Genomic DNA, 26,480 nt, shown 5'->3' on the forward strand with positions numbered 1-26,480 from the left:
GTTAATGCTTAAGATTATTCTCTTTTGCTCTTCAGGTTCATCGACAAGCATGTTAATTGGCAGAATTGAAGAGGCAGCAAAAGCAAGAGGTATAGAGGTCGCTGTTGATGCATACCCTGAAGCACAGATGGAAAAATACGTTGAAGAAGCGGATGTAGTTCTCTTAGGTCCGCAAGTAAAATTCATACTGCCAAAAGCAAAGAAAATATGCAGTGAAAAAGGTGTACCTGTAGATGTGATAAATCCAGTCGTCTACGGTATGATGGATGGAGAAAAAGTATTAGACCAAGCTTTAAGCATGGCTAATAAATAGCTCTCATTTATAAGTTTTAAAACCAAAAATCTAAATTTAAGATAAGGAGTGTTATAAAAATGAGTAAGTTTACAGATTCGCTTGAAGAAAAATTGATGCCTATAGCAGGTAAAATTTCTGAAAATAGGTACTTGACATCAATTCGTGATGGCTTTATGCTCGCTGTTCCACTTATCACAATAGGTGCAGTTTTCTTGTTGCTGGCGTTTTTGCCTATACCTGGTTACTCCGATTTTATGGCAAAGACATTTGGACCAAACTGGAATACATTCTTTATGAGGCCCTTTGAGGCTACAATGTCAATAATGAGCATATTTGTAGTATTTGGCATTGCATACAGCCTCGCAGGGCATTACAAAATTGATGGTTTAAACACGGCTGCAACTGCACTTGTTGCATTTTTGATATTTACGCCGTTTATAATTAATTATACACCTGAAGGCGCTAAAAAAGCAATTGAAGTAAGTGGCGGCATACCAGTTGACTGGATGGGCTCAAAAGGTTTATTTGTTGGTATTTTAACAGCAATTTTGTCAGTGGAAATCGTAAGGTTTGTCGTAAAAAGAGGCTGGGTAATAAAGATGCCAAAAGGTGTTCCACCTGCAGTTGAAAAGGCTTTCTCTGCATTGATACCTGCGGCTATAGTCGCTATCATCATTGATGTAATAAGAATGCTGTTTGCTATGACATCTTATGGCACAATACATCAATTTATCTACACTGTATTGCAGATACCTTTGACAAGACTTGGTGATACACTGCCTGCTACGTTGATTGCTAACTTCTTCGAAGGACTTTTCTGGTCATTTGGTATACATGGTGCAAACGTAGTTGGATCTGTTATGGGACCAATATGGTTAGCACTTGCAGCCGAGAACTTGCAGGCATTCCAAGCTGGTCACCCAGTTCCACACATCATAACACAGCAGTTCCACGATATGTACATGCTAGTAGGTGGTTCAGGAAGCACATTAGGACTTGTACTTGCTATGCTTTTCTTCTCAAAATCAAGACAGGTTAAGACAGTTGGAAAGCTTGCTATAGTTCCAGGTTTATTTAACATCAATGAACCGGTAATATTTGGCTTGCCAATTGTTTTGAACCCTATAATGGTTATACCATTTATATTGACACCTATGATTTTAGCTACTTTGACTTACATTGTAATGTCAATAGGTTTGGTTGGATATCCAACAGGCGTTGTAATACCATGGACTACACCACCTATTATCGGAGGACTTTTGGTCTCAGGTTTTAGTGGTGCTGTATGGCAGATAATTGAATTAGTGATTTCATTCTTCATATACTTGCCATTCTTAAGAGTTGTAGATAGGCAGTACCTTGAGCAAGAGCAAGCAATGGCTGTTGAAAGCCAAAAAGGCTGATATCATTGCAATTAGGCGGTTACAGTCGTAATCGTCTAATTGCTTTAAACATTTTAAAAGGTGTAAGGAGATAAAATTTATGAGTGTTTTGGAAGAGCTAAAAATAAGCTTGTTTATGCCTCAAAATTACAAAAGACTAAAAGGCGAATCTATAATCAAACTTCTCAGGTTTGATCTTATCTTGACGATTTTTGGTGTAGTTTATTTAACACTTATTAAACTTATAATGTCACTATTTACAGGTAATTTTTCAGTGTTTTTAAATAGCTATTCACAACTATCATTTAAAAATATTGTATCTTCACTACTATTTCTGTATATTGGATTGATAGCATCGTCACTTGTACTATCACTTGTCTTTTATGTTGTGGCACTTCTCAAAAAGCAAAAAGAATTAAGCTATTACGATTTGATAGTTTATGCAACACATGCATTGACAATATGCGTAGTATTAGAAGAATTCTTTGGACCATTAGTGATAATATTTTCCATAGGTTATTTTTTAATATCACTAGGTGGGGAAAAATTTATCGCAAATTATGTGACTAACAAAACAAGAGGAGGAAGGAAAAATGGCAAAAGAATATAAATTTCCAGAAAATTTTTGGTGGGGCTCTGCCACATCTGCAACTCAAATAGAAGGTGCTGCAAGTGAAGATGGAAAAGGTATGAATGTATGGGATTATTGGTACAAACAGGTACCAAACCGCTTTTTTAATGGTGTTGGACCTGAAGTAACATCCGATTTTTATCACAGGTATAAAGATGACATAAGATTGATGAAAGAAATAGGGCACAATTCATTTAGATTTTCAATATCGTGGTCAAGATTGATTCCAGGTGGAGTAGGTGAAGTAAACAAGAAGGCGGTAGATTTCTACAATAATGTAATAAATGAGCTTTTAGAAAATGGTATTATGCCTATAGCTACTTTGTTTCACTTCGATATGCCGATAGAAATGCAGCACATTGGAGGTTTTGAAAGCCGTCAAGTCTTGGAAAATTACAAAAACTATGCTAAGACATGCTTTGAGCTTTTTGGAGACAGAGTGAAAAGGTGGATTACATTTAATGAGCCCATAGTTCCAGCAGAAGGAGGATACCTTTATAACTTTCATTATCCAGACATTGTGGATTTTAAGAAAGCTATACAGGTGTGTTTCAATACGGTTTTAGCAAGTGCAATGGTAATAAACGAATTCAGAAAATTAAATATAAAAGATGGAAAAATCGGAATTGTATTAAACCTTACTCCATCATATCCTCGGAGCAATCATCCTGCAGATCTTAAGGCGGCAGAGATAGCTGATCTTCTCTTCAATAGAAGCTTTTTAGATCCATGTGTAAAAGGAGAATATCCTGAGAAACTTGTAGAGCTTCTAAAGAGTTACAATCATTTACCGGTGTATACTGAGGATGATCTTGAGCTTATAAAAAACAATACTGTTGACTATCTTGGAGTAAATTACTATCAGCCAAGAAGAGTCAAAGCAAAAGAAAATATGCCCAATCCATACGGCGTATTTACGCCTGACTGGTTCTTTGATGAGTACATCATGCCGGGAAGAAGAATGAATCCGTATAGAGGATGGGAGATATACGAAAAAGGTATATATGACCTACTCATAAATGTGAGGGACAACTACGGAAACATAGAGTCATATATCTCCGAAAATGGCATGGGTGTAGAGGGAGAAGAGCGCTTCATAAAAGACGGCATAATCCAAGACGATTACAGGATAGACTTTATCAAAGGCCATTTAAAATGGCTTTATAAGGCAATAGAAGAAGGATGCAACGTAAAAGGATACCACCTGTGGTCTTTCATGGATAACTGGTCATTCTTAAATGCGTATAAAAACCGCTATGGACTCGTTTCTGTGGATTTAGCTACACAAAAAAGGACTATCAAGAAAAGTGGATATTGGTTTAAAGAGTTAGCAAAAAATAATGGATTTAGTGAATAAATTTTAATTGTTTTGTTTATTATTTTGCCTTTACAAAAGTGAGGGCATTTTTTTTATGAGTAGATTTATAATAATTATTCAGTATTCGGGAAAAAATAAAAAATTAATGTAGAAAATAATTTTAAAAAATTTTTATATTTAAGAAGGATTTTTAAAAATGACGTCGAATATATTATATTAAGATGTACGTACAATAATAAAATTATACATAAATTATAAGCACGTAGATGAAATTTCTTCATAATCGTTGATAATCTAAGAGAAGGATATCAAGCATAAAAATATTTTAAAAAAATTTAAAAATAAAGAAGGAATTTTAAAAAAGATGTAGAATATATATTAATATAAAATGTACGTATAAATACAAGATATTATTTTAAATGTATATATAAGTATGAATTTGGTAATGATGAAATAAATTTTAATTATGAAGGAGTATTTATATGTTATCCAAAATCGTTATCAATGCAGATAATAAAAAAGGCAAAATCAGTAAAAATATCTATGGCCACTTCGCTGAACATTTAGGAAAGTGTATATATGAAGGTTTTTGGGTTGGTAAAGATTCAGAAATACCCAATATAGATGGTATTCGGAAAGACGTTGTTGAAGCGTTGAAGAAAATTAAAATACCTGTATTGAGATGGCCTGGTGGATGCTTTGCAGATGAATACCATTGGAAAGACGGTATAGGACCTTATGAATCAAGACCAAAAATGATTAATGTACATTGGGGCGGTGTAATCGAAAACAATCATTTTGGAACACATGAGTTCTTTGAATTATGTGATCTTTTGGATACAGAGCCATATATTTGCGGTAATGTTGGAAGTGGTACAGTTCAAGAGATGAGGGAATGGATAGAGTACATGACATTTGATGGAGAGTCACCAATGGCAAATTTGAGAGCCTCAAATGGGAGAAAAGAACCGTGGAAGCTTAAATACTTTGGTGTTGGTAATGAAAGCTGGGGCTGCGGAGGTAATATGCGTCCTGAATATTATGCTGATGTATATAGAAGATATTCCACCTATGTCAGGAATTTTGGCAGCAATAAGATATTTAAAATTGCTTGCGGACCTAATACAGACGATTATACTTGGACAGAAGTGTTGATGAGAGAAGCTGGAAGACTAATGGATGGTCTTAGTTTGCATTACTATACAGTACCAGGTACATGGGAAAGAAAAGGTTCAGCTACAGATTTTGATGAAGAAGAATGGTTTATCACCATGAAGAAAGCGTTGTACATGGATGAATTAATAACAAAGCACTCTACGATAATGGATAAATATGATTCTGAAAAAAGAGTTGCATTAGTTGTAGATGAATGGGGTACATGGTATGATGTAGAACCAGGCACAAACCCGGGGTTCTTGTATCAACAAAATACAATGAGAGATGCTTTGGTTGCAGGCATTCACTTTAGCATATTTAATAAGCATTGCGATAGAGTCAAGATGGCTAATATAGCACAGACTATAAATGTTTTACAAGCCGTAATTCTTACAGATGGAGCTAAAATGGTACTTACACCGACATATCATGTATTTGACATGTATAAAGTTCATCAAGATGCAGAATTATTAGATTTTAATATTGATACACCAGAATATATGCGTGATTCAGAACATGGTATTCCTCAAGTAACAGCAACTGTTTCTTCTGATGATAGTGGAAGAATTCATATTTCTCTGTGCAACCTAAATCCTAAAGAATCAGTTACTGTGGAATGTGAACTTAGAGGAACAAATGTAGACAAAGCAACAGGTACAATATTAACTGCTGATGAAATGAATGCGCACAATACTTTTGACAATCCTAATAAAGTTGTATCAGAAGAATTTGATGAAATTAAAATAATAGGCGGTAAATTGATTGTTTCAATGCCTAAAATGTCAGTCGTTACTTTAGAAGTAGAACATTAAATATATAAAATTTTAAATATGTCTTAAAAATTTTAAGATTATTTTAGTTGTAACAATTTTCAATTAAATTTTTAATGATATGGAGGTATTTGTATGATAAGTAAAAACGAGTATACGGAAATATGTAAAAGAACTTGTGATTATTTTAAAAAAGCGAATATTGCTCTTACAGAAAAAGAAAAAAGAGAAATTGAAGTGGCTGACTTCGGATTAAATGATATTAATAATATTGGTCTTCAATTAGTGGTATATGTAAATAATGATAGATATTGTGCAAAAGAGATGGTGCTATTTCCTAATCAAATTTGTCCTGAACATAAACATCCAAATATTAATAGTAAATTAGGTAAACAAGAAACGTTTCGTTGTAGGTATGGTAAGGTATATTTATATGTTGAAGGTGTTAAATCAAATAATTTGCATTGCAAAATTCCTGATAAATATAAGGATAGTTTTACAGCATTTCATGAAATTATATTAAATCCAGGGGAACAGTATACAATTGAACCCGATACATTACACTGGTTTCAAGCAGATGAAGAGGGAGCAATAGTATCAGAATTTTCGTCCCATAGTGATGATTTATCGGATATATTTACTGATAAAAGAATAAAACGAATACCAGAAATTGGGGAATAAATTTTTATGAAGGGATGATTAAATGTTAGTAAGTGGTAAAAATATTCTTAATGATGCAAAAAAGAATAAATATGCTGTTGGGGCATTTAATGTAATAAATGATGTTATGATCAGAGCTACGGTAGATGCAGCTGTTGAGCTACAATCACCAATAATTTTAGAGTTTGCGGAAATACATTTTAAGCATTCTGATTTTGAATTAATAGCAAAAGAAGTTGTTACTATAGCTAATAGAGTTGAGATTCCTGTGGCACTTCACCTTGATCATTGTAAAGATTTTAATAATTTTATAAAAGCGATAAAGTTTGGTTTTACTTCATTTATGTATGATGGTTCTTCATTACCATATGAACAAAATGTTAAGATGACAAAACAAGTAACAGATATTGCACATTCATTGGGTTATTCTGTTGAAGGAGAGATAGGGCATGTTGGTGAAGGAGTAGAGTACGATCTACCTCAAACATCGAAATTATTTACAACACCTGAAGATGCTTCGAAATTTGCTAAAGAAACTGGAATAGACTTTATGGCGGTTGCATTTGGTTCTGCTCATGGAATATATAAAAGCAAGCCAAATTTAGACATAAATTTATTGAAAAAAATTAACAATGTCGTGGATATTCTTTTAGTCTTACACGGAGGTTCAAGACTCACTGATGATGATTTTAAAAATTGTATTAAAAATGGAATTTGTAAAATAAATTATTTTACTGAATTATCATTGATCGCAAAATATGCAATAAGGGAGTTAATAAATGATAACGATAATATAGTGGGATATCCGGAAATACTTGATGCTTCTTATAAAGTAATTAAAGAAAGAGTAAAAAATCGGATTTTATTATTTGGAAGTAATGGAATGGCGTAATAATATGAATAATTAATTACATTTGAAGTATTGAACATTACTTTTATTATGTTGTTTGAGGAGTGTTACATTATGGCAAAATTTTCAATAGGTATTGACTATGGCACAGAATCCGCAAGGGCATTGCTTTTAAATCTTGATACAGCAGAGGAAGTAGCTTCTTCAACGATGAACTATCCGCATGGCGTCATGGATGAGAGACTTCCAGACGGGACAGTATTGCCGCAGGATTGGGCATTAGAGCATCCTGATGATTATATAGAAGTTTTGAAAAAGATAATTCCAGATGTGATAATAAAGTCTGGAATAAATAAAGATGATGTTGTGGGGATTGGCATAGACTTTACAGCATGTACGATGCTTCCTATAAAAAAAGATGGTACGCCTTTGTGCGATTTACCAGAATATAAATCAAATCCGCATGCATATGTTAAACTTTGGAAACATCATGCAGCTCAACCTGAAGCTAATATGTTAAATAAGATTGCTTCTGAAAGAGAAGAGGATTTCTTAGCAAGGTATGGTGGAAAGATTTCTTCTGAGTGGCTGATACCGAAGATATGGCAAATCTTAAATGAAGCTCCAGATATTTATGAAGAAGCAGATAAATTCATAGAAGCAACTGACTGGGTTATTATGAAATTAACTGGCAATGAAAGGAGAAATAGCTGTACAGCAGGTTATAAAGCGATTTGGCATAAGAGAAAGGGATACCCTTCAAAAGAATTTTTTAAAGCGTTAGATGAGAGGCTTGAAAATGTAGTAGATGAAAAGTTATCAAGAGACATATATCCTTTAGGCACAAAAGCAGGTGAATTAACTGAGGAAATGGCGGAGATGATTGGCTTAAAGCCTGGTATTGCTGTTGCTGTAGGCAATGTCGATGCACATGTTTCGCTTCCTGCAGTAGGTGTAGCATCTCCAGGAAAGATGGTTATGATAATGGGCACGTCTATATGCCATGTAGTTTTAGGGGACAAAGAAGTTGAGGTTCCGGGTATGTGTGGAGTAGTGGAAGACGGCATTGTACCAGGATATTATGGATATGAAGCTGGACAGTCAGCGGTAGGAGACATATTTGCGTGGTTTGTAGATAATTGCGTTCCAGATGATTACAAAAAAGAAGCTCAAGAAAGAGGCATATCTGTACATCAGCTTTTGACAGAAAAAGCCTCAAAGCTAAAACCGGGAGAAAGTGGCCTTTTGGCACTTGATTGGCTTAATGGAAATAGATCTGTTTTGGTTGATGCGGATCTTACTGGTTTGATTTTAGGATTGACACTTAGAACTAAACCTGAAGAAATATACAGAGCTTTGATAGAGTCAACCGCATATGGTACACGGATGATAATAAATACATTTAATGAGTACGGCATAAAGATAGATGAGCTTTACGCCTGTGGCGGACTTCCTGAGAAAAATCCGATGCTTATGCAGATATACGCTGATGTAACAAACTTAGAAATAAAAGTATCGAAGTCAAACCAGACGCCGGCATTAGGTGCGGCTATGTTTGGTGCGGTTGCAGCAGGAAAGGAAAATGGCGGTTTTGACAGCATATTTGAAGCAGCTAAAATCATACCAAAGTTAAAAGACAAGACATTCAAGCCTATTTCTGAAAATGTTGAGATATATGAAAAGCTATTTCAGGAGTATAAACTGCTTCACGACTACTTTGGAAGAGGGGCAAATGATGTAATGAAGAGGCTAAAAAACATAAAAGAGGTGGTTTCAGATGTTAGAAGAGTTGAAACAACGTGTATATAAAATGAACATGATGCTTCCTAAAAACAATTTGGTTACAATGACAAGCGGCAATGTCAGCGGAAGAGATCCTGAGACAAATCTTGTAGTCATAAAGCCCAGTGGAGTTTTGTACGATGACATGACTCCAGATGATATGGTAGTTGTGGATTTGGATGGCAATGTGGTTGAAGGTAAGCTAAAACCATCAGTTGATACTGCTACACATCTTTACGTCTACAGACATAGAAGTGATGTGAATGGAATTGTCCATACACACTCACCGTATGCTACAAGTTTTGCAGCACTTGGCCGGTCAATTCCAGTTTATCTTACAGCTATTGCAGACGAGTTTGGATGTGCAATTCCTGTAGGACCTTATGCGAAGATTGGCGGTGAAGAGATAGGCAAAGCGATTGTTGATTATATTGGCGATAGCCCTGCAATACTGATGAAAAATCATGGGGTTTTCACAATAGGAAATACGCCGGAAGCAGCTTTAAAAGCTGCAGTGATGGTGGAAGATACGGCAAAAACTGTTCATCTAGCGTTGTTATTAGGCACTCCTGATGTGATACCAGATGAAGAAGTGAAAAGAGCCCATGAGAGATATCTTACAAAATATGGTCAATGAAAAATATGATGTGAATTTAATGAAGGAGGATTTTGCATGATAAACATACCAGAAGTTAAAGTAGGAATTGTAGCTACCAGCAGGGATTGTTTTCCAATCACTTTAAGTGAGAAAAGAAGAAATGCGGTAGTAAAAGCATGTATTGAAAAAGGCATATCTATAAATGAAGTCACCACAACTGTAGAAAATGAAATAGATGCCGTGAATGCTCTGAAAGAGGCTAATGATTTAGGCGTAAATGCACTTGTTATATACCTAGGCAATTTTGGACCGGAAGGACCTGAGACGATGATGGCTCAAAAGTTTGATGGCCCAGTGATGTTTGTTGCGGCGGCAGAGGAGACAAAAGACAATCTATACGATGGACGCGGTGACGCATATTGCGGTATGTTAAATGCTTCATACAATTTAAACTTAAGAAATCTAAATGTTTATATACCAGAATACCCAGTGGGATATGCAGATGAAATAGCTGATATGATATCAGATTTTAAAGATATTTCAAGGGTGATACTTGGACTTAAAAAGTTAAAAATAATAAGCTTTGGACCGAGGCCACAGGACTTTCTCGCATGTAATGCACCTATTAAGCCGCTTTATGACTTAGGCATCGAGATAATGGAGAATTCCGAATTAGATCTTTTTGAAGCTTACAATAATCATAAAGATGATAAAAGGATTCCAGATGTTATAAAAGACATGGAAAAAGAATTAGGTACCGGTAATAAGTACGGTGGCATACTGCCGAAGCTTGCACAGTATGAACTTACATTAAGGGACTGGATAGATAAAAATATAGGGGCGTCGCAATATGTGGTCTTTGCCAACAAATGCTGGCCGGCATTTCAAACGCAGTTTGGTTTTGTCCCATGTTTTGTAAATTCAAGGCTAGCAGCAAGCGGCATACCTGTGGCTTGTGAGACGGATATATATGGTGCACTTAGCGAATACATTATAACATGTGCCACAAATTTACCAGCAACACTTCTAGATATCAACAATACTGTTCCGAAAGATATGTATGAAAGCAATAAAGATAAAATTGGTGATTACAAAAATAGTGATCTTTTTATGGGATTTCACTGTGGAAATACTAGCAGTTGCATGATGAAAAATTATACTATGAAGTATCAGCGCATAATGCATAGATTATTAGAGCCCGATAAAGAGCCAGACATAACAAGAGGTACTTTGGAAGGAACTATTAGGCCAGGTGATATTACATTATTTAGATTACAAAGCACTGCAGACACAAAGCTTAGAAGTTATGTTGCCGAAGGTGAAGTACTGGATATTGATCCTATGTCTTTTGGCAGCATTGGTGTATTTGCGGTTAAAGAGATGGCGCGCTTCTACAGACATGTCTTGATAGAAAAGAATTTTCCACATCATGTAGGTGTTGCGTTTAAGCATGCTGGCAAAGTTTTGTACGCTGCTATGAAGCTTTTAGGCGTCGATGATGTTTCATTTAATCAGCCAGCCACAATGTTATACAAGAATGAAAATCCATTTAAATAAGATTTGTAAAATTATCACCTGTTAAGATAATTTCAGGTGATAATTTTATTTAACTATTGAAATAAGTCTTTAAACTCTATAATTATTGACGAATATTTAATGAATATTTCGTCTGATTTGTGATTTAGTTATATTTTTGAGAAGCGATATAATATATGTAGGTGGATATCTTGATGGTGAGGGAGGATGTTCAATTTTGGAAGAGAATGTGCCAAAATATCAAATAGTTAAAGACTATATTACTAATTTAATTATAAAAAATAATATTAATATAGATGAACCACTGCCGACTGAAAGTGAGCTTATGGTAAAGTTCGGAGTAAGCAGACACACAATAAGAAAAGCACTTGATGACCTTGAAAATGAAGGATGGCTTTATAGAAAGCAAGGATTAGGGACGTTTTGCGCTGATAGAAATGCTGTTAAAAGTTATGATAATAAAAATATTGCAGTTATAACGACTTATATAAACGATTATATATTTCCTAGGATAATCAAAGGTATTGATCAGGTTTTGGCTAAGAATGGGTATTCAATATTGCTTTTCAATACAAATAACCGCATTGAGACAGAAATGGATATATTAGAAAACATCCTTGCGAAAGACATCAGAGGATTGATCATTGAGCCTACAAAAAGCGCCTTACCACATATAAATCTAAATTATTTTGATGAGCTAAAAAACAGAGGAATTCCTTATATATTTATTAATAGCTTCTATGAAGAGTTGAACCCATCTTACATCATTCAAGACGATGAAGGTGGTGGATATATGGCAACTGATCACCTTATTAAGCTTGGACATAAAAATATTGTTGGCATATTTAAAAGCGATGATAATCAGGGGCTTAATAGGTACAAGGGATATGTTAAAGCATTGAGGAAAAACAATATTAAGATTAAGGAAGACAACATAATATTTTACACGACAGAAGAAATGAAAACAAAACCTAAAGAAAGGATATATGAGATATACTCAAAATGGGAGAATAAACCGACAGCAATAGTCAGCTACAATGACCAGATTGCTATGTGGATTCTTGATCCAATTAGAGAACTAGGTTACAATGTGCCTGATGATATTTCAATAGTGAGTTTCGATGATTCTGATTATGCAGAGCTTTCAAGCGTTAAACTTACTTCAATTATACATCCAAAAGAAGAAATGGGTAGACTAGCTGCTTCAACTTTGTTTGAACTTATAGGAAAAGGAAAGAAAGCTTTTAATAAGCCTGTGAATATATGTATAAAGCCTGAAATAAGAATCAGAAATTCCACTAAGGAGATTGAATTGGAGGAAGTGCTATGAGTTCTGGTGCCATGATAAAGCAAGTAGAGGTTTGCAGTAATGCCTTATACGATGTTCCTGATATATTGAATAGCTTAGGAATGAAGTATTACGTACTGATTGTATGCGATAAAAATACTTATAAGGCTGCGGGTTCACTATTAAGAGATATATTGATAGATAAAAATTTTGACGTATTGTTATGTATGTTAAATAGGGAAGGCAATCTAATACCTGATGAAAGAGCAGTTGGAGAAGTGCTGACATCACTGGAAAACAAAGTCGAAATAATGATTGCTGTTGGCTCTGGGACGATAAACGATGTTGTCAAATTTGTAAGCAGCAAGACAAAAATACCATATGGTATTGTGGCAACTGTACCATCAATGGATGGATATGCATCATCCGTATCTCCACTCATAGTAAATGGATTCAAGCGGACGTATACTGCAACATATCCTGTGTTCATCGTGGGCGATACTAATATACTTAAAGATGCGCCTTATGACATGATAACATCTGGCTTTGGTGATATAATCGGCAAATTTACGTCGCTTGCTGACTGGTATATAAGCAGTATTATAACAAAAGAAGATTATTCCAAAGAAATTGCAGAAGATACGAGAAAGTCTCTGAATGATTGCATAGAAGTGAGTAAAAGCTTAAAAAGCAAAGATGAAAAAGCTATTAAGAAGTTAATGGGAGCATTGATATTGTCTGGTCTTTCTATGCTTAAGTTTGGAAATTCAAGACCTGCTTCGGGGGCAGAGCATCATCTGTCACATTTCATCGAGATGAAAGAACTTTTAAGCAGTGGTATTCAGCATTCACATGGTGCAAAGGTAGGCATAATGACAAAAATTTCTGCCAGTTTATATAATGCTGTTTTTTCACTAAATGAGGATGAAGTTAAAAAATTGATGGAAGAAAGAAAGCATGAAACAAAAGAAGAATTTGAATTCAGAATAAGAAAAAACTTTGGACCGATGGCTGATGAGGTATTTAAAGATATTGATCATTATTACATTGATGAAGAACTGCGAAGAGTACGGCAAAAGCGCATACTTAAAAATTGGGATACGATGAAAAAATGGGTATTAGAAAATGTGCCATCAAGTGATTATATAGATGAGCTTTTAAATGATGTTGAAGCGCCGTCTGATATATCTTATTTAGGTTTGCAAAAAGGCGAACTTAAAAATATTTTGATGAATGCCAAAGAAATGAGGAAAAGATATACAATATTGAGACTTGCAGAAGATATAAACGTAGATAGAATATTAGATTTAGCAATAAAGAATTGAGAGCTTATTTGCCTCAATTCTTTATTTATTGTATTCTGCTTATCTATAGCTTATTCTAGACATCTCCTAATTTTGGTTTAAGATTCTGTTTTTGTATATCTTCCCTAGTTTAAAAATTTTATCATTTTTTAAAAAGTTTTTGAATTCGGTGCACCTTTAGAAATGGCCATTTTACTATATTGAGATAAAAATTAACGGAGATCTAATAATAACAATAGCAACCGTATTGATACTAATTATGAGAGAAAGCACACTTGGACTTTTTATCGTATTTTTTGTAAATTAGAGTGTCTTTATTCATACTTTAACCATACATTATAATAATAGAACTTTAAAGGAATTTTTAAGGTTAAAACCAGGTAAAGCAGTGAAGCAACAGTATATGTCGAGGGAAAATTATCTCTTTTAAAAAATAAAAAATTTTTAAAAGTATTGGACATAGCAATTTGATGATGATCCTTTAAAGATATCCGAAACAATAGAACTATCAAGGTATGCAAAAGATGCTGCAAGACAATTATAATGTAAATCAGCTTGTAATAATGGTAAATTCCTTTAAAGTCTATAAATTTTCGACAAGGAGGACATTTGATGGAAGAAGCAAGGAAAAAATTCGAGGAAGTGTCAAAAGTATTGAGACAGACTGTTGATGTATCTTTTGAAGAGTATGAAAAAGATAAAGCAGTAAAGAATGAAATGGTAATTTTATGGCAAGCAACAATAAGCGATTTTTTACAATATGCGGTAAAGATGAGTGAAAAGCACAATGCGAAGGATTTATATAAATCAATTGCAAGAGCACTCATATTTGGAAAATAACGATTTTATAATTAAATTTTAATAGGGTAAAATAATAAGAGAACCTATGAAGGGAGGTTTATTTCCATGGGAATTTTAAAAATGATTGGAAGCCGTGGCTTCTTTTGGGGTATTGGTGCTGCAGCACTAAGTTATATATTATATCCTAAAGTGAAAGAGACTGTGAAACCTGTTTTAGACAAAGGCGTAAAGGGTGCAAATGATATAGCAGGTAAGACTGCTGAGATATACGATAAAGGCAAAGAAAGAGTATCAGAAATGTTTGAAGATACTGTAAAAAAAGCGGAAGATATCGAGCACAATGCATATAAAACTCAAATTGATAATTTAAAGCTGGAGAGAGAAAAAGCTGTAAAAGAAGTAAATGAATTAAAAAGTAGAATAGAGATGTTAGAAAGAGAAATAAGCGCTTTAAAAGATAAAGAGTGAATACATTTAGCCCAACGAGAAAGTTGGGCTTTTTCAAGTTTATATAAAAAATTAAAATATTGTGAACTTTTAAAAGATGACATTTTTTATTAAACAATATAGTAATATTATCATATATAACAATTTATGATAAAGATATATTATAAAATAAAATATCTGTTTTTTATATTCTTGTTAGAAAAACAAATTCGGAAATATGTAAATATTTAGACATTTAAGAATGATGATTGAACTATAAAAGGAAATATGTTAAAATACTAACAAGGTACTTTAAAAATACTAAAGGAGGCCTAGTGATGAATTGTGAGGAAAGATTAAGATGCCAAAAACTTAAAGATAAGGTTATGTCAGCTGATGAAGCCGCATCTTATATAAAAGATGGTATGACAATAGGAACAAGTGGATTTGCTACAGGCTGCCCTAAAGCAGTTCCATTAGCACTTGCAGAAAGAGGCAAAAAAGAAAGATTTAAAATAAATCTTTATACAGGGGCACTTGTAGGAGATGAGCTCGATGGTGCTTTAGCGCGTGAAGATTTGGTTTTTAAGAGGATACCATATCAGACAAATAAAGACATGAGAAATGCTATTAATAGCGGTGCAGTTGAGTATATAGATATGCATTTGAGCCATATGCCTCAGCAAATAAGATATGGATTTCTGGGTAAAATAGATTTTGCAATTATTGAAGCTGTTGCTATAAATAGTGATGGTGGAATTGTTCCTACAACATCCGTAGGTAATTCACCTACATTTGTAAATATGGCTGATAAAGTAATTGTAGAAATTAATACTTCACAACCATTAGAGCTTGAAGGAATGCATGATGTATATGAACCAAAAGACCCGCCTAATAGGAAACCAATTCCAATAACAAGTGTTAGTGACAGAATCGGAACACCGTATATACCCTGTGATCCGGATAAAATAGTAGCTGTCGTCTTTACTGATATTAAAGATACAGTGCTACCATTGACACCTGTAAATGACACATCAAAAAAAATCTCAGATTATTTAATAGACTTTCTTCAAAATGAGATAAAGCATAATAGACTTCCAGATACTCTTATGCCGTTACAATCTGGAGTAGGTAATGTAGCTAATGCTGTTTTAGGAGGACTTGTTAATTTAAAATTTAACAATTTAGCTTTTTATTCAGAAGTTATTCAAGATTCGGTTCTTGATTTAATTGATGCCGGTAAAGTCGATAAAGTGTCGGGTACAGCACTTACATTTTCAGAAAATGGACTTAAAAGATTTTATACTAATATTGAAAAATATAAAGGTAAAATTATATTGCGCCCGCAAGAGATAAGTAACAATCCAGAAATAATAAGAAGACTTGGTGTAATTGCTATGAACACGGCTATTGAAGTTGATATTTATGGAAATGTTAATTCGACACATATTTTAGGCACAAAGATGATGAATGGCATTGGTGGTTCGGCAGATTTTACTAGAAATGCTTATATATCAATTTTTGCAACACCATCCACAGCAAAAGATAATAACATTTCATGTATTGTACCCATGGTATCACATGTAGATCATACAGAGCATGATGTTATGGTAATAGTAACAGAGCAAGGTTTAGCTGATTTAAGAGGGCTTAGTCCAAGGGAGAGAGCGAAAGTTATTATAGAGAATTGCGCACATCCGGATTATAAAGATGCACTTATGGATTATTACAATAGATCTATTAGAGTAACTGGTGAAGTACAAACACCACATATAATCGGGGAAGCATTTTCATGGCATGAAAGATGCATAAAAACAGGAACCATGAAAAAATTAGAAGAGGCAGAAACTAAGTAAAAAAGGTTGTTTATTATGGCAGCCTTCAGATTGTTGAAAAAACCCTATGTTTTTTAAGAAAATTATAACATTAATAAAAAAATCATACTATAGCAATAAAATAACAATTATTAGCAAATTAAAATTTAATTTTGTATAAAATAAAATAAATAAGCGGGATAATATCCCCGCTATTTTTGTGTGGGCGGAATGCGCGTAGCCTTGACGGTGAAAGTTCGTTACGTGGACCGTTAGCCTAAGACAAATGTGTCCGTCGTGAGGCCGGGTACCAACTATAGTCGGATTGTGAAAGAAGTAGATGACGGTTAATAAAATAATTAATTACATCCTACTAGGTTGTTATTAAACTGGAAAAGATCAATACAAAAAAAGTTAAATAAAATTTGATGAGGATAAATTTTATTCTAAATAGGCACCTACACACCTATAATAATGAAGAGAAATTTTAAAATTTTATTAAGTAGTTTATTAAACTTAAAGAAATAGGAAAAAAGAAGAGGATATAAGAGGTCATCTTTGTCATTTAGATTTGTTATTAGTTAATAATTATATATCAATATTGATTCAAAAATATATGATGATATAATTCATTAAAGAGTATATAAAGTAAGGAGTGAGAAAATGTAGACCTTTCTAAAATAAATTTTAAAATAAAATGAAAAGGTGTTGAGTTTATGGGTACTCTAAAAAAACTCTTTGGGTACATGAAACCATATAGTAAGTACTTTTACTTAAGTTTAATCCTACTTATAATCAACATAATATTAGGTATGGTGAACCCATATCTTCAAAGGTTACTTGTAGATAAGGTACTTTTAAAGAAGGAAAATAATTTTTTAATATATCTTGTTATGGGTATGGTTTCTATAAGCATTGTTACATCGTTATTTAGTTATCTATTTACTTTGCTTGTAGAGTATTCTTCACAAAAAACGATATCTTCAATAAGGCATGATATGTATAAGCATTTGCAGGAACTCTCTTTTAGCTTTTACGACAAAGCGAGAACAGGCGAACTTATGTCGAGGCTTACAGGTGACCTTGAAGGTGTTAGGATATTTGTTCCAGGCGGCTTTTTACAATTAGTAAATAGCATTGTAACATTTGCAATAACACTTATAATATTATTTACGATAAATTACAAATTAACACTTCTGTCATTAGTATTATCTCCATTTCTCATATATATTTCAGGAATTTTTAACAAAAAAATAAAAAATGCCTTTGATGAACTTAGAAGAGAGTATGCAGTATTAAATACTACAATCCAAGAAAATATAACAGGAATAAAGGTTGTCAAAGCATTTGTACAGGAAGTTGCTGAAATAGCAAAGTTTAAAAAAGAAAATAAAGAGAATATGATGAAAGGTATAAATATTGGGTATATATCAGGTAAATATGCACCTGTAATGTGGTTTATTGGTGACATGAGCTTTGTTATCCTCATTTGGTTTGGTGGTTTTCTAGTTCAAAGACATGAGATTACCCTTGGTGAGTTAATACAATTTAATGGATATTTGTGGGCAATGATATGGCCACTTAGAGCATTACCAAATATATTAAATATGTATGAACAGGCGAATTCTTCTGGCGAAAGAATATTTGACCTATTAAATTATAAAGTTCAGATAAAAGGTCCGGATAATCCTATAAATATTGAAAAAATAAAGGGCAATGTTGTATTTAAAAATGTCTCTATGAGATATGATGAAGGGTATGCCCTTAAAAATATCAATATCAGCGCTGAAAAGGGCAAAAAGATAGCTATAATGGGTGCAACGGGTGCAGGGAAGACGTCAATTGTGAATCTTATAGGTCGATTTTATGATGCGACATGTGGGAAAATATTGATAGACGGAATTGATATAAAAGAGCTAGATTTAAAGACATTAAGGGACAGCATTGGAATTGTAATGCAGGAGACTTTCTTATTTTCGGATACGATTAAAGACAATATAGCGTTTGGCAATCCTGATGCGACGATGGAGGAAATTATTGATGCTGCTAAGGCTGCAGATGCTCATGATTTTATCATGGAGATGCCTGAAGGATATGATACAATTGTCGGAGAGCGTGGTGTTGGACTATCTGGCGGTCAAAAACAAAGAATCGCTATTGCTCGTGCAATACTTAAAAATCCTTCTATACTAATATTGGATGATGCAACATCAAGTGTAGACATGGAGACAGAGGCATCCATACAGGAGAACCTTAAGAATTTAGAAAATGGTAAGACTACTTTTATTATTGCTCATAGAATTTCGTCTGTTAAAGACGCTGATGAAATAATTGTATTGGAAAATGGAAGTATAGTAGAAAGAGGAACGCACAAGGAATTAATAAAAAAGAGAGGCTTATATTACCACAACTTTAAAGAACAATATAAAACAATGTTTAGCGATGAGATGATAGATAACATATTGAAAGAGGTGGGTGCCTGATGGCTGTTAATAGATATAATGATGATGAAGAGCTTGAAAGACCATTTAATTTACATCAGATTCTACGGCTTATTAAGTTCGCTCTGCCATATAAAAAGGAGATTTTTATATCAGCATTTTATGTTATACTTATTACGATTGGTGGCCTCGCTGGACCATATATTTTGAAGATTGCTATAGACAATTATATTAGCAAAAATGATTTTATCGGTCTTTCGAAAATATCTATTTTATATGTAGCAATAACGCTATTTGTTATGTATTTAAATAGATGGAAAACCTACATCCTGTCAAAAGCGGGTCAAGAAATAATATTTAATATGAGGCAGAAGCTTTTTGAGCATGTACAATCATTATCATTCAAGTTTTTTGACAGCAGGCCAGCCGGCAAAATAATGATGAGGCTTGTCAATGATATAAATGCACCTGCAGATTTGATTACAAATGGATTTGTTAATGTATTAAGTGATGTTATTACACTTGTCGGTATAATTGTAATTATGATTGGTATGAATATAAAATTGTCGCTTGTTACATTCTCTGTTCTACCTATTTTAATGGTTGTCATAAATGTACTTAAAAGAAAGATAAGAAAGCGATGGTTCGAGGTAAGACAAAAATCTTCAAATATGAATGCATATCTCAATGAATGTATTCAAGGTATGAAAGTAACACAAGCTTTTGCGCAAGAAGAGGCAAATGAAAAAAATTTTAATATTTTAAATATCGATATAGTTAAAACATGGATGAAAGCTATAAAATTAAATGGACTCTTTGGCCCATTTGTAAATGTAACAGGTGCCGTAAGTACAGTAATATTGTTTTTAGTTGGTGCTAATATGTACTTTAAAGGTGAAGTTACGATAGGTGTTATATTCGCATTTTTAAGTTACATCGGTAGGTTTTGGGGACCAATAAATGATATAAGCAACATATATAATCTCTTGCTTGTTACAATGGCATCTATTGAGAGAGTTTTTGAGCTATTTGATCAAAAGCCGGATATTGTTGATGAAGAAGATGCATTTGATATTCCTTCAATAAAAGGTAAAGTTGAATTTAAAGATGTTTCATTCTTTTATGACCCCGAAAAGCCTGTGCTTAAAGACATAAATTTTACTGTAAATCCTGGTGAAACTATAGCACTTGTAGGTCCAACGGGTGCCGGAAAGAGCACAATTGCAAATCTTATAAGCAGATTTTATGATCCAGTAAGAGGTGCTGTATATATAGATGACCTTGATATAAAGAAGATGACATTAAAATCTCTGAGGTCAAAAATTGGCATTGTACTCCAAGATACCTTTATATTTGCTGGTACCATTTATGACAATATAAAATATGGAAGACCTGATGCCACATATGAAGAAGTCATTGCTGCGGCAAAATCAGTCCATGCACATGACTTTATTATAGAATTAAAGGATGGATATAATACACAAGTAAATGAAAGGGGTTCAAGGTTATCTGTTGGACAGAGACAACTTATATCATTTGCTAGGACATTGCTCGCAAATCCTGCAATACTAATACTTGATGAAGCAACATCGAGTATAGACACACACACTGAAATATTGGTTCAGAAGGCATTAGAAAAATTGCTGGATGGTAGGACATCATTTGTAATAGCGCATAGGTTATCTACTATAAGAAATGCGAATAGAATTTTTGTCGTGGAAGATGGTCGAATAATCGAAGAAGGTACACATGATAAACTAATGTCCCTTCATGGAAAATACTATGAATTACAGGTATCACAGATAAAATTTGCTGTTTAAATTTTAAAAAACTAAAACCGCTCTATGTTCAGCAGGGCGGTTATTTTTTCTCTTAAAGTCGAGACTATATTTAACATTCCTAAATATTATCATTAAAGATAATGCCTGATATCAATATTTTTTTGATTTTATATTGATTTTATTTTGACTTAATGCTATTATGAATATAAAAGAAATGTTCACGTGAACATTTTAACGTGAACAAAAATAAATAATTGGAGGCATCATGATGAAAAAATTTAGGTTTGCAATAATAAATGTAGTAATTGATTTGTCCAATGTAGTGTAAAACTGTATTCAGATGCATATGTTCTATTAAAAGATTATATTAAATACATGCATGTGAAAGATGCAAAATTTGAAAATGGTATTGTAACTTATTAATGTTATTCACTGTTTCTTGTACTAAAAGATTGAAAGGAATGAAATGTTATATGAAGAAATTTATGGATGATGACTTTTTGCTATCAAATAAAACTGCGAATGAACTTTATAATGACTATGCAAAATATATGCCTATATTTGACTATCACTGTCACTTGGATGCGAAAGAAATATATGAAGATAAAAGATATGAGAACATAACACAGTTATGGCTTTATGGTGACCATTATAAATGGAGACTTATGAGAAATAATGGTATTGATGAAAAATTTATAACAGGTGATGCCGATGATTATGATAAATATATGGCTTGGGTAGAAACACTTCAATATTCTATAGGAAATCCGTTATATCACTGGACACATTTAGAACTAAAAAGATATTTTAATATAGATGAAACACTGAATGTAAGCAATGCCAAAAAAATCTGGGATAATACAAAATCCCAGTTGAAAAATGATGACGGCTATAGCGCAAAAGATTTTATAACGAAATCCAATGTAAAAGCTGTAATTACGACAAATGATCCAACAGACGAATTAATTTATCATAGAAAATTAAAAGAAGATAAATCTTTCAATGTAAAAGTAATTCCTGCATTTAGATTTGATAATGCACTTGATATAAATAAAAGAGGTTTTACTGAATGGGTAAAAAAACTAGAAAATGTAAGTAATACAAAAATAAATAATTACGATGACTTTTTATCGGCATTAGAAAATCGGATGGAGTTTTTCAAGAGTAATGGTTGCCTCGCATCTGATCAGTCAATGAGGTATATGCCATATGTAGATGTTACAAGAGAAGAAGTAGAAGAGATATTTAATAAAGCTATAAATGGAGAAAAGATATCGACAGTTGAAGAAGACAAATATAGAACATACACTTTAAATTTTGCCGCTCAAAAATATTATGAGCTCGGATGGGTTATGCAGTTGCATATTGGAGTAATTAGAAATAATAATACGCTGATGTTTGAAAAAATAGGGCCCGATACGGGTTTTGATTCGATCAATGATGCATCAATCGCATATTCACTTGGTCAATTTTTAGATTTACTTGAAAGGAAAGGCGTACTTACAAAAACTATTATTTATCCACTTAATCCGGTTGACTTCTATGTCGTAGAAACCATGATAGGCAATTTTCAAACAGGTGGTATTGCAGGAAAAATGCAGTTAGGACCAGCTTGGTGGTATAACGATTGTATAGATGGAATAAAGATGCAGCTTAGGACAGTTGCAAATTTAGGATTATTAAGCAGATTCATAGGAATGCTGACAGATTCCAGAAGCTTTCTTTCATATGTCAGGCATGATTATTTTAGGAGAATCTTATGCGATATGATAGGAAGATGGGTTGAAAATGGAGAAGTACCTCGTGATTATGATTTGCTTGGTAAAATAGTTAAGGACATCTCATTTAACAATGCAAAAGAATATTTTAATATCAATATTTAGAAAGAAGGTAATATCATGTATATGACATTTAGATGGTATGGCGATGACGACAAGGTTACACTTGAAAACATAAGGCAAATACCTGGCATAGTAGGTATCGTATCTGCAATATATGATGTTCCGGTAGGAGAAGTGTGGCCGCTTTACAAGATTATGGAGGTGTATAGTAAAAAATAAAATCCACTTTTGTTATATTAGTGATTACAAAGATCCTCAGATATAAAATAAGACATTATATTTATTAAAAGAAAGGATTATAAATGGGAGTTACAATAAAATATATAGCAAAGCTTGCAAATGTTTCACATACAACAGTATCAAGAGCACTTAATGATAGTCCTCTTGTAAATGAAGAGACAAAAAACAAAATAAAAGCTATTGCGAAGGAACTACATTATGTACCGAATGTTAGTGCGAGAAGCTTAGTAACACGTAAATCGTTTAATATTGGACTCTTCTTTTCAACAATGGGTGAAGAGACAACACCTGAATTCTTTTATCAGACAATAATGGGTGTAAATAGTGTTATTAAAGGCAACTATAATTTAGTAGTAAAAAGTATAGATGATTATAATGACTTTTCATTTATTGATAAGAAGAACTTCGATGGAATTATAGTTATGAGTCAGAGTGACAATGATGATAATTTTATAGATTACGCACATAATAAGAAAATACCTGTTGTCGTTCTTAATAGGTATATAACAGATAATTCCATTGTAAATGTATTATCGGCGGATATGGAAGGAGCATATATAGCGACAAAATATCTTATAGAAAATGGCCATAAAAATATAGCTTTTATAGAAGGAAAATTAGGATTTAGAGCATCGAAAGAAAGAAAAAAAGGTTTTATAAAAGCATTAGAGAAATATAATATCAAAATATGTAAAGAATATTTAGTTCGAGGCAATTATACTATGGAAAGCGGATATAAGGCTATGAAAAAGCTTCTTGATATAAAAGACAGACCAACAGCAGTTTTTTGTTCGAATGACGATATGGCGGTAGGGGCTATGAAAGCTTCTTTTGAAGCAGGTTTCACCATACCAGATGATATATCAATCATAGGCTTTGATAACAGTAGTTTTTGCAGATTTACAATACCAGCATTGACAACAGTAAAAAGAGATATAAGTGGTGTAAGCAAAAAGGGCGCAGAAATACTTTTGTCAGGTAAGGATTGTAAAAATAAGAAAATATATATTGATACAGAGCTTATTGTAAGGGAATCTGTAAAAAAGATACGATGATAAAGAATGGTAAGATGATATTGAACAGTTTATAACTGTGATAAAAAAGTCGGTTTTGTCTTAAATCGGCTTTTTTTTTATATTTAAATTATAAATCATTTATGTTATACTCAAAATTAATAAAGTATTTAAAATAAATTAATAAACATAATATGGAAATAAAAAGGAGGCATATTGTTGTGGGTATTTATTTTGATGAAGTAAATAAAGTCTTCTACCTTAATACAAAAGAAACATCATATATTATGAAGGTACTCGATACTGGATACATTACAAATCTTCATTATGGTAAGAGGATTAGAAATGTAAATGTCAAAAATCTTTATCAAATGAAATTAAGAGCATTTTCTCCTAATCCAATTCCTGGAGATATACAATTTTCTCTCGACACATTGAGACAGGAGTATCCACAATACGGTAATTCTGACATGAGAATTCCCGCATATCAAGTACAACTTGAAGAGGGCAATACGATATCGGATTTAAAATATTTAAAACATAGAATATATAAAGGCAAAGAAAAGCTTGAGGGCCTCCCTGCCACATATGTTGAAAATGAGAATGAAGCTACGACACTTGACATTGAATTATATGATGATGTAATCGATCTTAAAGTCATACTAACATATACGGTTTTTGAAGACTATAACGCGATAACGAGATCTGTTAAATTTGTTAACGAAGGTATAAAAGATATAAAGTTATTAAGAGCATTAAGTATGAATGTAGATTTTAAAGACGATGACTTCGACATGCTACAGCTTTCAGGTGCATGGGCGAGGGAAAGGCATATAGTAAGAAGGCCATTAACATCGGGGTTACAGGCAATAGAAAGCAGAAGAGGTGCCAGCAGCCATCAACAAAACCCATTTTTGTGTTTAATGAGGAAGAATGCTGATGAATACAATGGCGAGGTTTATGGCTTTAGCCTTGTTTACAGCGGAAATTTTGCTGCATATGTCGAAGTGGACCAATTTAGTACAGCAAGGGTTTCAATGGGTATTAATCCTTTTGATTTTACATGGCTTTTGAAGAGTAATGAAAGTTTCCAGACACCTGAAGTAGTTATGGTATATTCTGATCAAGGTCTAAATAAAATGTCAGAGATATATCATAAGCTCTACAGGGAAAGACTTTGCAGGGGAAAATTCAGAGATATGGTAAGGCCAGTCCTCATAAATAATTGGGAAGCTACATATTTTAAATTCAATGAGAAAAAACTTCTTGATATTGCTAAAGAAGCGGCTAAACTAGGAATAGAGCTTTTTGTCCTTGATGATGGCTGGTTTGGCAAAAGAAACTGTGACGATAGTTCACTTGGGGATTGGTATGTTGATAAAGTAAAACTTCCTGATGGATTAGAAGGTTTGGCAAAGAAGGTTAATGAAACTGGATTAAAATTTGGATTATGGTTCGAACCTGAGATGGTATCACCAGATAGTGATTTATACAGAAAACACCCTGATTGGTGCCTCCATGTACCGAATAGAAGCCGCTCACTTGGAAGAAATCAATTAATACTGGACCTTTCAAGGGATGAAGTCTGTGAGTTTATCATTAAATCTGTATCAGACATATTAAACTCTGCTAACATATCATATGTCAAATGGGATATGAATAGACATATGACAGAAATAAGCTCAGAATTATTACCACCTGAAAGGCAGAAAGAGACTGCACATAGGTATGTGCTTGGACTTTATAAAGTATTAGAGAAGATTACAAGTAGTTTTCCAGACGTACTTTTTGAAGGATGTTCTGGTGGTGGCGGAAGGTTCGATCCTGGTATGTTGTACTACATGCCACAGATATGGGCAAGCGATGATACAGATGCAATAGAGAGAATAAAAGTGCAATATGGGACAAGCATAGTATATCCTATATCAACTATATGCAGTCATCTTTCAGCGGTTCCGAACCATCAGATAGGACGTATAACGCCAATAAAAACCCGCGGTAATGTAGCAATGTCGGCAGAATTTGGATATGAATTGGATTTAAGTAAATTAAATGAAGAAGATAAAGAGGAAATCAAAAATCAAGTTAAAACATACAAAGAAATACGGAATATAATATCATTCGGCGACTTTTATAGATTAGAAAGTCCCTTTGACGGCAATGAAGCGGCATGGATGTTTGTCACAGAAGATAAAAGAGAATTTATAGTCTTTTACTTTAAAGTGCTAGTAGTACCGAATGCACCTGATAAATATCTTAAATTAAGAGGAATAAATGATGACTTTAACTATATGTTAATAGACAACGGTGAAATTTACGGCGGCGACGAACTCCAAAATGCCGGTTTATATATACCGGATATACCTGGAGATTTTCAGAGTGTAATGTTAAGATTTAAGGCTGTGGAATAAATTATTGGAATATATCCTGACTGAATTATCAGAATATATTCTTTTTATAAAATTTATTCTGTTAGACTTAATTAAAATATTGAAAAAAGTTATTATATGTAGTATTATAATATTAAGGAATGCAAATTAATGTGAAAGGAATG

General features: G+C 33.2%; 21 protein-coding genes. All 21 read left to right on the plus strand.

Going from position 1 to position 26,480, the window contains the following annotated elements:
- The first annotated feature begins 4 nt into the window (after positions 1-4).
- The 21 genes from CPG45_RS11555 (at position 5) to CPG45_RS11655 (ending at position 26,337) form a co-directional block, all read left to right on the plus strand.
- A complete protein-coding gene (locus tag CPG45_RS11555) occupies positions 5-313 on the plus strand; it encodes a PTS sugar transporter subunit IIB (protein ID WP_013787347.1) in 309 nt (102 codons plus the stop codon).
- A gap of 59 nt (positions 314-372) precedes the next feature.
- On the plus strand, positions 373-1,698 hold the full coding sequence (celB, locus tag CPG45_RS11560; protein WP_094397614.1) for a PTS cellobiose transporter subunit IIC: 1,326 nt from the start codon (positions 373-375) through the stop codon (positions 1,696-1,698).
- Between the two features lie 79 nt (positions 1,699-1,777).
- The gene (locus CPG45_RS11565) at positions 1,778-2,287 is read left to right on the plus strand and encodes a hypothetical protein (protein ID WP_094043862.1); all 510 of its coding nucleotides are present in this window, start codon (positions 1,778-1,780) and stop codon (positions 2,285-2,287) included.
- On the plus strand, positions 2,271-3,665 hold the full coding sequence (gmuD, locus tag CPG45_RS11570; protein WP_096232072.1) for a 6-phospho-beta-glucosidase GmuD: 1,395 nt from the start codon (positions 2,271-2,273) through the stop codon (positions 3,663-3,665). The genes CPG45_RS11565 and gmuD overlap by 17 nt, the downstream gene beginning before the upstream one ends.
- 443 nt (positions 3,666-4,108) lie before the next feature.
- Positions 4,109-5,593, plus strand: a complete 1,485-nt coding sequence (locus CPG45_RS11575) for an alpha-N-arabinofuranosidase (RefSeq protein WP_096232074.1) — start codon at positions 4,109-4,111, stop codon at positions 5,591-5,593.
- Between the two features lie 93 nt (positions 5,594-5,686).
- Entirely contained in the window at positions 5,687-6,232 is a 546-nt protein-coding gene (locus tag CPG45_RS11580; RefSeq protein ID WP_172856554.1) for a D-lyxose/D-mannose family sugar isomerase, read from the plus strand.
- Between the two features lie 22 nt (positions 6,233-6,254).
- Positions 6,255-7,103, plus strand: a complete 849-nt coding sequence (locus CPG45_RS11585) for a class II fructose-bisphosphate aldolase (RefSeq protein ID WP_096232075.1) — start codon at positions 6,255-6,257, stop codon at positions 7,101-7,103.
- Positions 7,104-7,175: 72 nt separating this feature from the next.
- On the plus strand, positions 7,176-8,870 hold the full coding sequence (locus CPG45_RS11590) for a ribulokinase (RefSeq protein ID WP_096232076.1): 1,695 nt from the start codon (positions 7,176-7,178) through the stop codon (positions 8,868-8,870).
- Positions 8,839-9,480 carry an L-ribulose-5-phosphate 4-epimerase gene (locus tag CPG45_RS11595; RefSeq protein WP_096232077.1) on the plus strand — a complete coding sequence of 214 codons (642 nt, stop codon included), beginning with the start codon at positions 8,839-8,841 and terminating at the stop codon, positions 9,478-9,480. Before CPG45_RS11590 ends, CPG45_RS11595 begins: the two co-directional genes overlap by 32 nt.
- 36 nt (positions 9,481-9,516) lie before the next feature.
- Positions 9,517-10,998 carry an L-fucose/L-arabinose isomerase family protein gene (locus CPG45_RS11600; protein WP_096232079.1) on the plus strand — a complete coding sequence of 494 codons (1,482 nt, stop codon included), beginning with the start codon at positions 9,517-9,519 and terminating at the stop codon, positions 10,996-10,998.
- 196 nt (positions 10,999-11,194) lie between these two features.
- Positions 11,195-12,307, plus strand: coding sequence for a GntR family transcriptional regulator (locus tag CPG45_RS11605; protein ID WP_096232080.1), 1,113 nt, complete (start codon positions 11,195-11,197; stop codon positions 12,305-12,307).
- Positions 12,304-13,590 carry a sn-glycerol-1-phosphate dehydrogenase gene (locus CPG45_RS11610; protein ID WP_096232082.1) on the plus strand — a complete coding sequence of 429 codons (1,287 nt, stop codon included), beginning with the start codon at positions 12,304-12,306 and terminating at the stop codon, positions 13,588-13,590. Before CPG45_RS11605 ends, CPG45_RS11610 begins: the two co-directional genes overlap by 4 nt.
- A gap of 591 nt (positions 13,591-14,181) precedes the next feature.
- A complete protein-coding gene (locus tag CPG45_RS11615) occupies positions 14,182-14,409 on the plus strand; it encodes a hypothetical protein (RefSeq protein ID WP_096232084.1) in 228 nt (75 codons plus the stop codon).
- 66 nt (positions 14,410-14,475) lie between these two features.
- A complete protein-coding gene (locus CPG45_RS11620; protein WP_096232086.1) occupies positions 14,476-14,838 on the plus strand; it encodes a hypothetical protein in 363 nt (120 codons plus the stop codon).
- Positions 14,839-15,134: 296 nt separating this feature from the next.
- Positions 15,135-16,652: a succinyl-CoA:acetate CoA-transferase ScpC gene (scpC, locus tag CPG45_RS11625; protein ID WP_096232087.1), complete on the plus strand. Its 1,518-nt coding sequence runs from the start codon at positions 15,135-15,137 to the stop codon at positions 16,650-16,652.
- A 674-nt stretch (positions 16,653-17,326) separates the two neighbouring features.
- The gene (locus CPG45_RS11630; protein WP_096232089.1) at positions 17,327-19,093 is read left to right on the plus strand and encodes an ABC transporter ATP-binding protein; all 1,767 of its coding nucleotides are present in this window, start codon (positions 17,327-17,329) and stop codon (positions 19,091-19,093) included.
- Positions 19,093-20,871, plus strand: a complete 1,779-nt coding sequence (locus tag CPG45_RS11635; RefSeq protein ID WP_096232091.1) for an ABC transporter ATP-binding protein — start codon at positions 19,093-19,095, stop codon at positions 20,869-20,871. The genes CPG45_RS11630 and CPG45_RS11635 overlap by 1 nt, the downstream gene beginning before the upstream one ends.
- Before the next feature lie 434 nt (positions 20,872-21,305).
- A complete protein-coding gene (gene uxaC / locus CPG45_RS11640) occupies positions 21,306-22,715 on the plus strand; it encodes a glucuronate isomerase (RefSeq protein ID WP_096232093.1) in 1,410 nt (469 codons plus the stop codon).
- A gap of 15 nt (positions 22,716-22,730) precedes the next feature.
- Positions 22,731-22,892 carry a mannonate dehydratase gene (locus CPG45_RS11645; protein WP_197702803.1) on the plus strand — a complete coding sequence of 54 codons (162 nt, stop codon included), beginning with the start codon at positions 22,731-22,733 and terminating at the stop codon, positions 22,890-22,892.
- 83 nt (positions 22,893-22,975) lie between these two features.
- Positions 22,976-23,968 carry a LacI family DNA-binding transcriptional regulator gene (locus CPG45_RS11650; protein ID WP_096232094.1) on the plus strand — a complete coding sequence of 331 codons (993 nt, stop codon included), beginning with the start codon at positions 22,976-22,978 and terminating at the stop codon, positions 23,966-23,968.
- Between the two features lie 179 nt (positions 23,969-24,147).
- Positions 24,148-26,337 (plus strand): alpha-galactosidase, encoded by a 2,190-nt coding sequence (locus CPG45_RS11655; RefSeq protein ID WP_096232095.1) that lies wholly within the window; start codon positions 24,148-24,150, stop codon positions 26,335-26,337.
- Positions 26,338-26,480: the final 143 nt, after the last annotated feature.

The sequence above is a fragment of the Thermoanaerobacterium sp. RBIITD genome (genome assembly GCF_900205865.1).
In the GTDB taxonomy this organism is placed as follows: Bacteria; Bacillota; Thermoanaerobacteria; order Thermoanaerobacterales; family Thermoanaerobacteraceae; genus Thermoanaerobacterium.